The sequence below is a fragment of the Micromonospora tarensis genome, assembly GCF_016803395.1.
GTDB lineage: Bacteria > Actinomycetota > Actinomycetes > Mycobacteriales > Micromonosporaceae > Micromonospora > Micromonospora tarensis.
This window is the reverse complement of the sequence record NZ_JAEVHL010000233.1, coordinates 1-10457: the sequence shown is the minus strand read 5'-3', so window position 1 is coordinate 10457 and position 10457 is coordinate 1. Positions and strand designations below refer to the sequence as shown.

At 71.7% G+C, this 10457-nt stretch carries 8 protein-coding genes and 4 pseudogenes; 8 read left to right on the top strand and 4 right to left on the bottom strand.

Translation table 11 applies throughout. From position 1 onward, the window contains the following. Positions 1 to 1056: leucyl aminopeptidase (locus JM949_RS29185; RefSeq protein WP_203151373.1), on the top strand; the 1056-nt coding region annotated here is incomplete at its 5' end. A gap of 63 nt (positions 1057 to 1119) precedes the next feature. On the opposite strand, the gene JM949_RS29180 is transcribed toward JM949_RS29185, so the two are convergent. After that, positions 1120 to 1449 (bottom strand): hypothetical protein, encoded by a 330-nt coding sequence (locus tag JM949_RS29180; RefSeq protein WP_203151372.1) that lies wholly within the window; start codon positions 1447 to 1449, stop codon positions 1120 to 1122. A 178-nt stretch (positions 1450 to 1627) separates the two neighbouring features. On the opposite strand from JM949_RS29180, the gene lpdA reads away from it, so the two are divergent. Together lpdA and sucB are read left to right on the top strand one after the other, a co-directional pair. Beyond that, complete coding sequence (lpdA, locus tag JM949_RS29175; protein WP_203151371.1) at positions 1628 to 3019, top strand: dihydrolipoyl dehydrogenase; 1392 nt, start codon at positions 1628 to 1630, stop codon at positions 3017 to 3019. Between the two features lie 66 nt (positions 3020 to 3085). Continuing rightward, positions 3086 to 4911: pseudogene (gene sucB, locus JM949_RS29170) on the top strand (2-oxoglutarate dehydrogenase, E2 component, dihydrolipoamide succinyltransferase). 125 nt (positions 4912 to 5036) lie between these two features. On the opposite strand, the gene JM949_RS29165 reads toward sucB, so the two are convergent. After that, positions 5037 to 5972 carry an SDR family NAD(P)-dependent oxidoreductase gene (locus JM949_RS29165; RefSeq protein WP_203151370.1) on the bottom strand — a complete coding sequence of 312 codons (936 nt, stop codon included), beginning with the start codon at positions 5970 to 5972 and terminating at the stop codon, positions 5037 to 5039. Here JM949_RS29165 and JM949_RS38695 point away from each other — a divergent pair. From JM949_RS38695 to JM949_RS29155, 3 genes and pseudogenes are all read left to right on the top strand, one after another. Further along, positions 5854 to 6867 (top strand): annotated as a pseudogene (locus tag JM949_RS38695) (low temperature requirement protein A); the annotation flags it as partial. The gene JM949_RS29165 and the pseudogene JM949_RS38695 overlap by 119 nt on opposite strands. Before the next feature lie 115 nt (positions 6868 to 6982). Beyond that, positions 6983 to 7459 (top strand): low temperature requirement protein A, encoded by a 477-nt coding sequence (locus JM949_RS38690; protein ID WP_255545681.1) that lies wholly within the window; start codon positions 6983 to 6985, stop codon positions 7457 to 7459. 92 nt (positions 7460 to 7551) lie between these two features. Beyond that, positions 7552 to 8058 carry a hemerythrin domain-containing protein gene (locus JM949_RS29155; protein WP_309232374.1) on the top strand — a complete coding sequence of 169 codons (507 nt, stop codon included), beginning with the start codon at positions 7552 to 7554 and terminating at the stop codon, positions 8056 to 8058. Here the strand turns inward: JM949_RS29155 and JM949_RS40020 are convergent. Next, complete coding sequence (locus JM949_RS40020; RefSeq protein ID WP_407664843.1) at positions 8055 to 8294, bottom strand: MerR family transcriptional regulator; 240 nt, start codon at positions 8292 to 8294, stop codon at positions 8055 to 8057. The genes JM949_RS29155 and JM949_RS40020 overlap by 4 nt on opposite strands. A 30-nt stretch (positions 8295 to 8324) precedes the next feature. Beyond that, positions 8325 to 8473: pseudogene (locus JM949_RS40015) on the bottom strand (MerR family transcriptional regulator); the annotation flags it as partial. 56 nt (positions 8474 to 8529) lie between these two features. Here JM949_RS40015 and JM949_RS29145 point away from each other — a divergent pair. Further along, positions 8530 to 9517, top strand: a pseudogene (locus JM949_RS29145) (aldo/keto reductase). A gap of 68 nt (positions 9518 to 9585) precedes the next feature. After that, on the top strand, positions 9586 to 10457 hold an 872-nt coding region (locus JM949_RS29140), incomplete at its 3' end, for a TIGR01777 family oxidoreductase (RefSeq protein WP_203151369.1).

Sequence of the window (10457 nt, the reverse complement as noted above, 5' to 3'; positions counted from 1 at the left end):
GCCGAGGTGCTCGTCGCGGTGCCGGACGCCAGCGCCGCGGGCGCCCAGGCGGAGGTCACCCGGGCCCAGGCGGTGGCGGGTGCGGTCCGGCTGAGCCGGGACTGGGTGAACGCCGCACCGAACGAGCTGCGTCCGCCGTCGTTCGCGGACGCGGTCGCCGACGCCGCCCGCGCGGCGGGGCTCGGTGTCGAGGTGCTGGACGAGGCGGCGCTGGCCGCCGGTGGGTACGGCGGCATCGTCGCGGTCGGGCAGGGCTCGGAGGCCCCTCCGCGCCTGGTGAAGCTGACCTACACCCCGCAGGGCGACGGCAACGGCAAGCGGGTCGCGCTGGTCGGCAAGGGCATCACCTTCGACACCGGCGGCATCTCGATCAAGCCGGCGCAGGGCATGTGGGAGATGAAGTCCGACATGGCGGGTGCCGCCGCGGTGGGCGCGGCCATGCTGGCCATCGCCGCGCTGAAGCCGAGCGTGGCGGTCAGCGCGTACCTGCCGATGGCGGAGAACATGCCGTCGGGCACCAGCTACCGGCCGGGCGACGTGATCACCATGTTCAACGGCAAGCGGGTCGAGGTGCTCAACACCGACGCCGAGGGCCGGATGATCCTGGGCGACGCCATGGCCCGCGCCTGCGCCGACGGCACGGACTACCTGTTCGAGACCTCCACCCTGACCGGCGGCCAGGTGATCTCGCTGGGCAAGCGGGTGGCCGGTGTGATGGGCACCCCGGAGCTCTGCGAGCGGGTCCGGACGGTCGGCGACGCGGTCGGGGAGCCGGCCTGGCCGATGCCGCTGCCCGACGACGTGCGTAAGGGCATGGAGTCGGATGTGGCGGACATCTCGCAGGTCAACGCCGGGATGGACCGGGCCGGTCACATGCTGCAGGGCGGGGTGTTCCTGCGCGAGTTCGTGGCCGACGAGGTGGCCTGGGCGCACATCGACATCGCCGGTCCGGGCTACCACTCGGGCGAGCCGACCGGCTACTGGACCAAGGGCGGCACGGGCGTCCCGGTCCGCACCCTCGTCCAGCTGGTCGAGGACGTCGCGGCCAACGGCTGACCTCGCGGCCGACGCCGACACAACCCGAAAAGGGGCCCCGACCGGGGCCCCTTTTCGGGTGGCTCAGTAAAGCTCGGGGCGACGTTTGCGGCGCTCGTTGAAGTCGCGCATCCGCTGCGGGTAGCCCATCAGCCGCACGTCGTACACCGGAATGCCCATCCGGTACGCGAAGCGCCGGGCGCCCTCCGGCCCGTCGATGCGACGGCGGGTCCACTCCCCGTCGTCGGCGATCAGGATGACGGTGGTCTCCGTCACCGTGGTGCGCGGTTCGATGAACGCCTCGACGCCGCGCCGGCTCCGGATGAAGTTCTCCAGATGGTCCAGGTCGCCGCGATCTGCCGCGCGGTCACGACTCGGCACGGCCGTCTGTTTGCGGCGCCGGAACAACCCCACCGGATCTCTCCCCCATGGTGCGTCATCGACAACGGTGCCAAGGGTACGTGCCGATGACGTGTCGTTGGGCACCTCACTACGCACCCTGTGCTCAGTGGTGACAAGATGACCGAGGTGGGGTGTGTCCGTGTTACATCCCCGTGACCCCCGATGCAGCGACGCGACCTGGGAGTTGGACGTGAGCGAGCCGAACGAAGCGACCTTCGACATCGTCATTCTCGGAGGTGGCAGCGGCGGCTACGCGACCGCGCTGCGCGCCGTCCAGTTGGGCCTGAAGGTCGCGCTGGTCGAGAAGGGCAAGCTCGGCGGGACCTGCCTGCACAACGGCTGCATTCCCACGAAGGCTCTGCTGCACGCGGCCGAGATCGCCGACCAGGCCCGCGAGTCGGAGCAGTTCGGCGTGAAGGCCGAGCTGATCGGCATCGACATGGCCGGGGTCAACTCGTACAAGGACGGCGTGATCGCCCGCCTGTACAAGGGCCTCCAGGGCATGTTGAAGGGCAACAAGTCGATCACCATCGTCGAGGGCCACGGCAAGCTGGTCGGCAAGAACGTGGTCGAGGTGGACGGCAAGCGCTACACCGGCCGCAACGTGGTCCTGGCCTCCGGCTCGTACGCCAAGAGCCTGCCCGGCCTGGAGGTCGACGGCGAGCGGATCATCACCAGCGACCACGCGCTCACGATGGACCGGGTGCCCTCGTCGGTGATCGTGCTCGGTGGCGGCGTGATCGGCGTCGAGTTCGCCAGCGTGTGGAAGTCCTTCGGGGTGGACGTGACGATCGTCGAGGCGCTGCCCCGACTGGTCGCCGCCGAGGACGAGGAGTCGTCCAAGGCGCTGGAGCGGGCGTTCCGCAAGCGGAAGATCAACTTCAAGGTCGGCAAGCCGTTCGAGAAGGTGGAGAAGACCGAGAGCGGCGTCAAGCTGACCATCCAGGGCGGCGAGACCGTCGAGGCGGAGCTGCTGCTCGTCGCCGTGGGTCGCGGCCCGAACACCGCCAACCTCGGGTACGAGGAGCAGGGCGTCAAGATGGACCGCGGCTACGTGCTGACCGACGAGCGGCTGCGCACCAGCGTGCCGAACGTCTACGCGGTGGGCGACATCGTGCCCGGCCTCCAGCTCGCGCACCGGGGCTTCCAGCAGGGCATCTTCGTGGCCGAGGAGATCGCCGGGCAGACCCCGGCCGTGATCGACGAGGTCGGCATCCCGCGGGTCACCTACTGTGACCCGGAGCTGGCGTCGGTGGGGCTGACCGAGGCGAAGGCCAAGGAGCAGTACGGTGCCGACAAGGTCAAGACGTACAACTACAACCTGGGTGGCAACGGCAAGAGCCAGATCCTCAAGACGACCGGCTTCGTGAAGCTGGTCCGGGTGGAGGACGGCCCGGTGGTCGGCGTACACATGATCGGTGCCCGGGTGGGTGAGCTGATCGGTGAGGCGCAGCTCATCTACAACTGGGAGGCCTACCCCGCCGAGGTCGCCCAGCTCGTGCACGCCCACCCGACCCAGAACGAGGCCCTGGGCGAGGCGCACCTGGCCCTCGCCGGCAAGCCGCTGCACGCGCACGCCTGATCACCCAAACCGCGGCGTCCGGCGACGGGCGAAGATCCCCTAGGGGAATGAAGGAGTCTGGAGAAAATGCCGGTATCGGTCACCATGCCCCGGCTCGGCGAGAGCGTCACCGAGGGCACCGTCACTCGCTGGCTCAAGCAGGAGGGCGACACGGTCGAGGTTGACGAGCCCCTGCTCGAAGTCTCGACGACAAGGTCGACACCGAGATTCCGTCGCCCGCGGCGGGCGTGCTGAGCCGGATCGTGGTCGGCGAGGACGAGACCGCCGAGGTCGGCAGCGAGCTGGCCGTCATCGCCGGTGAGGGCGAGTCGACCGGCGGTGGCGAGGCTGCCCCGCAGGAGCAGGCCCCGGCCGAGTCGGTCGAGCCGGCCGCCGAGCGACGGCCGCCGCCGAGGGCACCGCCGACGAGGTGGCCCAGGACGAGGCCCCGGCCGAGACGCCGGCTCCGGCCGCCGCCTCGTCCGGCGAGGGCACCGCGGTGAAGATGCCGGCCCTGGGCGAGAGCGTCACCGAGGGTACGGTCACCCGTTGGCTGAAGCAGGTCGGCGAGACCATCGAGGTCGACGAGCCGCTGCTGGAGGTCTCCACCGACAAGGTGGACACCGAGATCCCGTCGCCGGTCGCCGGCACGGTGCTGGAGATCAAGGTCGCCGAGGACGAGACCGCGGCGGTCGGCGCCGACCTGGCGATCATCGGCGTTGCCGGCGGGGCCCCCGCGCAGGCCGAGCCCGCGCCGAAGCCCGCGCCGAAGGCGGAGGCCGCCCCGGCGCCGAAGCCCGCGCCGAAGGTCGAGGAGCCGACGCCGGGCATGTCGTACAACGAGCCCGCCGCGGAGACCGAGAGCTCGGCGCAGCCGGCGAAGACCGAGCAGGCTTCGCAGCCGGCCGCGCCGGCCGCGACGCCGCCGCGCCCGTCCGCCCCGGCCCAGGGTGGCGGCGAGGAGGGTGCCGGCTACGTCACTCCGCTGGTGCGCAAGCTGGCCAGTGAGCACGGCGTCAACCTGTCCACGCTCAACGGCACCGGCGTGGGTGCGGATCCGCAAGCAGGACGTCCTCGACGCGGCCGAGCAGGCGAAGGCAGCCAAGGCCGCTCCCGCCGCACCGCGGCAGGCCGCCGCCCCGGCAGCGGCTCCGGCCACGCCGGCCGCCAAGCCGCAGCCCAGCGCCAAGCGGGGCACCACCGAGAAGCTGCCGCGGATCCGGGCGACCATCGCCAAGCGGATGCAGCAGTCGCTGCACGAGACCGCCCAGCTCACCACGGTGGTCGAGGTGGACGTCACCCGGGTCGCCAAGCTGCGGACCCAGGCGAAGGACTCGTTCCAGGCCAAGCACGGCGTGAAGCTGTCCTTCCTGCCGTTCTTCGCCCTCGCCGCCATCGAGGCGCTGCAGACCCACCCGATCATCCAGGCCAGCATGGACCTGGACGGCGGCACGATCACCTACCCGGCCGCCGAGCACCTCGGCATCGCCGTGGACACCGAGCGCGGGCTGCTCGTACCGGTCATCCACAACGCCGGTGACCTCAACATGGGCGGCATCGCCAAGCGGATCGCCGACCTGGCCGAGCGCACCCGGACCAACAAGATCACCCCAGACGAGATGGCCGGGGCGACCTTCACGCTTACCAACACCGGCAGCCGGGGCGCGCTCTTCGACACCCCGATCGTGCCGTCGCCGCAGTCGGCGATGCTCGGCACGGGTGCCGTGGTCAAGCGCCCGGTCGTGGTCAACGACCCGGACCTGGGCGAGGTCATCGCGGTCCGGTCGATGGTCTACCTGGCCATGTCCTACGATCACCGACTGATCGACGGTGCCGACGCGGCCCGCTTCCTGACCGCGGTCAAGGAGCGGCTGGAGGGCGGCAACTTCGAGTCGGAGTTGGGCCTGGCCTGATTCCCGCACGTCCGAAACGGGCGCCCCGGTCGTCGACCGGGGCGCCCGTTCGGCGTTCGCAGGCGTCGGCCCTTGAGCAGCCTCGGCCCTTGAGCAGCTTCAGCCCTTGGGCGGTTTCGCGGGCGTCAGCCCTTGAGCAGCGCGGTGGACACCTGCCAGAGCCGCTCGGCGGCCTCCGGGTCCAACGCGTACTCCGCCACGCCCGTCCGTGCACCGGGCCGGGCCGGGGCGGCCTGCTGGCAGTCCTCGAAGTACCGGCCCCCCACCCCGTCGAGCAGTGGCGAGGCGGCGACCAGCACCGAGGTGGCGGCACCCTGCTCGACGCTCTTCCAGGCCGCCGCGTTGCCCGCCCGGATCCGGTTCAGCTCCTCCTCGCTGACGTAGCGCTGGAGGTTGGTCTGGACCGCGCCGGGCATCAGCGAGTTGGTGAAGATGCCGTCGTCGGCCCAGCGCCGGGTCGCCGCCACGGCGAACAGCACGTTCGCCGTCTTGGACTGCCCGTACGCCTGCCACGGGTCGTACTCCCGGTGGTCGTACTGGATGTCCTCGAAGACCACCGGGGAGCGCAGGTGGGCGGCGGAGCTGACCGAGACGACCCGGGCCCCGTCGCCGGCTGCGAGGGCCGGGCGCAACCCGGTGGCGAGCGCGAAGTGCCCCAGGTGGTTGGTGGCGAACTGCATCTCCCAGCCCTGCGGGGTGCGCGACAGCGGCGCGGCCATGATGCCGGCGTTGTTGACCAGGATGTGCAACGGGCCGTCCCAGTTGGCCACGAAGTCGGCGACCGAGCCCTGGTCGGCGAGGTCGAGCGGCGCGACCAGGACCTGGTCGTTGCCGGTGCTGGCGGTGATGTCGTCGGCCGCCTGGTGACCGGCGTCGGGGTTGCGGACGGCCAGTGTCACCTGCGCGCCGGCGCTGGCCAGCGCGCGGGCGGTCTCCACTCCGATGCCGGAGGAGCCGCCGGTGACGATCGCCCGCCGGCCGACGAGATCCACACCCCGGATCACATCCATGGCGGTGGATTCGTGTGCGAAGGGTGTGCTGATCGGGTCGCTCGTCGTCATCGTCTGTCCTTGTCCGGGTAGGGCGCACCCGCCGGCCCGCTGCGGAGGTGCTGTGCGGGCGTCTTCCCGGCTGGGGCGGGAGGTAACGCGGCATCCCGCCGCCATCGCCGTTCGGGCCTCCGAGCAGGCTGGACACTGCCAGAGTGGGGGCGTGGGCGGCTACCGCAGGGGCGGACAACTGGGACCGGCCGTCCCGATCGCCCCCGGCGCCCGGGTGGACAAGTTCGAGGTCTTCTTCGACCTGGTCTTCGTCTTCTCGTTCTTCATCATCACCCGGGCGACCGCCGCGAACATCTCCGGCCGGCAACTGCTGCACGCCGGGCTGGTGCTCGCCGTGCTCTGGTGGATCTGGGTGGTGCACAGTCTCGTCGCCACCCGGGTCCGGCTCGGCGAGGGCTACGTTCCGGTGCTGATGGTGATCGCGATGGTCGCTCTCTTCGCGTTCGCGTTGGCCCTGCCGCAGGCGTTCAGCGACCCGAAGGGCAGCGCCGCCGGCCCGATGCTGGTGGCCATCAGCTACGTCGCGGTCCGGGCCGTACACATGATCCTCTACCAGCACGTGGTACGGGACAGCCCGCAGGAGCGGCGGCAGCTGCGGCGGTTCGCCCCGGAGTTGGCGGTGAGCATCGTGCTGCTGCTGGCCGCCGCGCTGATCCCCGCGCGGATCGCCGACCCCGAGCAGGCCGCCATGGTCCGCGACGGGCTGTGGATCGCCGTGGTGCTGGTGCAGTACGCCACCGGCTTCATCGTCGGCACCTGGGGCTGGGGGGTGACCAGCGCCGAACACTGGACGGAGCGCTACGACCTCATCCTGATCATCGCGCTGGGTGAGTCGGTGATCTCCACGGGTGTGGGCGGCAACCTGCTCGGCAAGCCGGTCACCTGGCCGGCGGTGGCCGCCGCCGCGCTCGGCATCGTGATCACCGCCGCCCTCTGGTGGGCGCACTTCGACTTCATCGGGCCGGCGCCCGGATCGCCCTGCACGCGGCGGAGGGCGCCCCCGGGTGGCGATGGCCCGCGACGCGTACGCGTACGGGTACCTGCCGATGATCGCCGGGGTGATCCTCTTCTCGATCGGCAACGAGCAGGTCCTGCACAAGATCACCGACCCGGCCGGCGGAATCTCCGAGAAGATCGAGGGACCCGCCGTACCGATGCTCTTCGGCGGGTTGATCTGCTACTTCGCGGTCAACCTGCTGTTTCAGCTCCGCACCCTGCACACGGTCAGCTGGACCAGGGTCGGCGTCATCGTCGCGCTCACGGTGGCCCTCCCGATCGGCAAACACCTGCCGGCGCTGGGCGTGCTCACCCTCGCGGCCGTGATCTGTGTGGGCCTGGTGGCCGTGGAGGTGCTGGTGATGTCGGGCTCCCGGCACGCGCTGCGGGCCGCCGTCTTCCACGAGCGGGCCACCCACGAGGCCCACGAGGCCGCCTGGCGTGCGCGCTGGCACAACGTCCAGGAGAGCGACGAGCCGACCACACCGTGACCCCGGCGGGATAGACTCCGGTGCCGCGTCGCGGTGCACCCGGCACGAAGGCCGCCGTGGGCATGGAGGCGCGGGGACAGCATGGGACGAACGTGCATCCAACCGGTTCACCGGCCGACCGGCTCGCCGCCGTCGGCAATCAGATGATCGAGATCCACCTCTGGCTCAGCGCGGAACTGGCCCGCCTCCGGGCCGGCCTCGACACCCCGGGCCTCGACACCACTGGCGACGCCCGCCCGTCCCGGGAGCTACGGGCGCACTGCCTGACCTTCTGCGCAGCACTGGGCCGACATCACACCGGTGAGGACGAGGGGGCGTTCCGGCTGCTGGCCGAGGAGGTCCCCGAGCTGCGCCCGGTGATCGCGAACCTGGTCGCCGACCACCAGGTGGTGGCGGGGATCCTGGAGCGGGTCGAGACGCTGCTGACCGGGGAGCCGGCGATGCCCCGCACCCGGTTGCGCGCCGAGCTGGACGGGCTGGCCGCCCTGCTGGAGTCGCACTTCCGGTACGAGGAGAAGCGGCTGGTCACCGCCCTGAACGCACTCACCGGTCGAGCCGGGACGACCGCGGAACTCCTCGGCCTGACCGCGCCGGTCTAGGGCGCCTGCGGGCTGGACACAGCGGCGGCGGCCGCCTGATCGGCCGCTGCCGCCGGGTCCGGCCGCCGCTCGTAGAAGCGAATCTTCTCCCGCAGGTGGTCGTACTGGCGCTGGAGCAGGCTCATCTGCTCCTCGACCCGCACCGCGTGGTGTTGCAGCAGCTCACAGCGCTCGTCGGCGGTGTGCTCACCCTCGCGGGCCAGTTGCGCGTAGCGGCGCATCTGGGCAATCGGCATGCCGGTGTCCCGCAGGCATCGGAACAGCTCCAGCCAGCCGAGGTCGTCGTCGGTGAAGACCCGCTGCCGCCCGCCGTCCGCTCCACGTCGGCGAGCAGGCCGATCTTCTCGTAGTACCGCAGGGTGTCCAGGGTGAAGCCGCTGCGGCGGGCGGCCTCCGAAGGGGCGTAACCGCTCATGTCGCGAGATGGTAGTGCTTGACCTGGAGCGCGCTCCAGATTGGAGGGTGGTGACCATGATGACGACACGGCAACTGGGTCGCAGTGACATCACGGTGAGCGCGATCGGGATGGGGTGCTGGGCCATCGGCGGTCCGTTGTGGGGCGACGAGGGGCAGCCGTTCGGCTGGGGCCAGGTGGACGACGACGAGTCGATCCGCACCATCCACCGGGCGCTCGACCTCGGGGTGACCCTGTTCGACACGGCTAGCAACTACGGCGCCGGGCACAGCGAACGGATCCTCGGAAAGGCAGTGGCCGGCCGGCGGGACGGCGTGGTGATCGCCACCAAGTTCGGCAACGTCAGCGAGGAGGCCACCCGGCGGGCCCTCGGCACCGACGCCAGCGCGGCCTTCGCGGTGCGCAGCCTGGACGAGTCGCTCCGCCGGCTCGGCACCGACCACGTCGACCTCTACCAACTGCACATCAACGCACTGCCGGTGCCCGCCGCGCTCGATCTGGTCGACACCCTGGAGGCCCTGGTCGACCAGGGCAAGATCCGGTCGTACGGCTGGAGCACCGACGACCCGGCCTCGGCGGAGGCGTTCGCGGCCGCCGGCCCGCACTGCGCCGCGATCCAGCACGACCAGTCGGTGCTGCGCGACAACGCCGCGGTGCTGGCCGTCTGCGACAAGCACGACCTGGCCAGCCTCAACCGTGGGCCGCTGGCGATGGGGCTGCTGACCGGGTCGACCCGGGCGGTGGGGGCGGACGACGTGCGTGGGCGGGCGCCGGAGTGGTTGGAGTGGTTCACCGACGGCGGCCGACGCCACGCTGGGCGGCCCGGGTCGAGCAGGTCCGCGCGGCGCTCACCGCCGACGGGCGCACCCTGGCCCAGGGTGCGCTGGGCTGGCTGCTGGCCCGCAGCCCACGTACCGTGCCGATCCCCGGCCTGCGCACCGTGGCGCAGGCGAGGAGAACCTGGCCACCCTGGAGCTGGGCCCGCTGAGCGCGGAGTCCTACGCCGAGGTGGAGCGGTTGCTCGCCGACCTGCGCCCAGCCTGATCCCCATCCGATCGGACAATGCGGGCCGGGGCGCGTCCAGCTGGTGCCCGCTGGACGAAGATGGGGGTATGCGGATTCTTCTGGCCGGCGCGTCCGGCTTCCTCGGCACCCGGCTGGCCGAGCGGTTGACGGCGGACGGGCACCAGGTCAGCCGGCTCGTCCGCCGGGGGCCGCGCGGGCCCCAGGAGCGACAGTGGGACCCGTCCGCCGGGCAGCTCGACCCGGCCGTGGTGGCCGAGGCGGACGCGGTGGTCAACCTGGCCGGCGCGGGCGTCGGCGACAAGCGCTGGGACGACGACTACCGGCGGTTGATCAGGACCAGCCGGGTGGACAGCACCACCACTCTGGCCGTCACGATCGCCGGCCTGCCGGCGGCCGACCGGCCGAAAGCCCTGCTCAACGCGTCGGCCGTGGGGTGGTACGGCAACACCGGTGACCGGGCGGTCGAGGAGGACGCGCCGGCCGGCGAGGGCTTCCTGGCCGACGTCTGCCGGGTGTGGGAGGCCGCGACCCGGCCAGCCGAGGACGCCGGCGTACGCGTGGTCCGGCTGCGCACCGGTCTGCCGCTGCACCGCGACGGCGGGCTGCTCAAGCCGCAGCTGCTGCCGTTCAAGCTGGGCATCGCCGGTCGGCTGGGCAGCGGCCGGCAGTGGCTGCCGTGGATCTCGATGGCGGACTGGCTGGACGCCACAGTGTTCCTGCTGGCCCGCGACGACATCGCCGGCCCGGTCAACGTGGCGGGCCCGAACCCGGTGACGAACGCCGAGTTCACCCGCGAGCTGGCCCGTCAGTTGCACCGTCCGGCGCTCATCCCGATCCCCGCCCTGGCGCTCAAGGTGGCCCTGGGCGGCTTCGCCCACGAGGCCCTCACCAGCACGAGGGTGCTCCCCAGCGTCCTGACCCGAGCCGCCTACCCCTACCACCACCCCACCCTCCCAGC

What these genes read in the sequence shown, in the direction of transcription:
- JM949_RS29165 (WP_203151370.1), bottom strand. Translation starts at nt 5,972, where the DNA reads ATGACGACGAGCGACCCGATCAGCACACCCTTCGCACACGAATCCACC.
- JM949_RS38690 (WP_255545681.1), top strand. Translation starts at nt 6,983, where the DNA reads ATGGCCCGCGACGCGTACGCGTACGGGTACCTGCCGATGATCGCCGGG.
- JM949_RS40020 (WP_407664843.1), bottom strand. Translation starts at nt 8,294, where the DNA reads ATGCCGATTGCCCAGATGCGCCGCTACGCGCAACTGGCCCGCGAGGGT.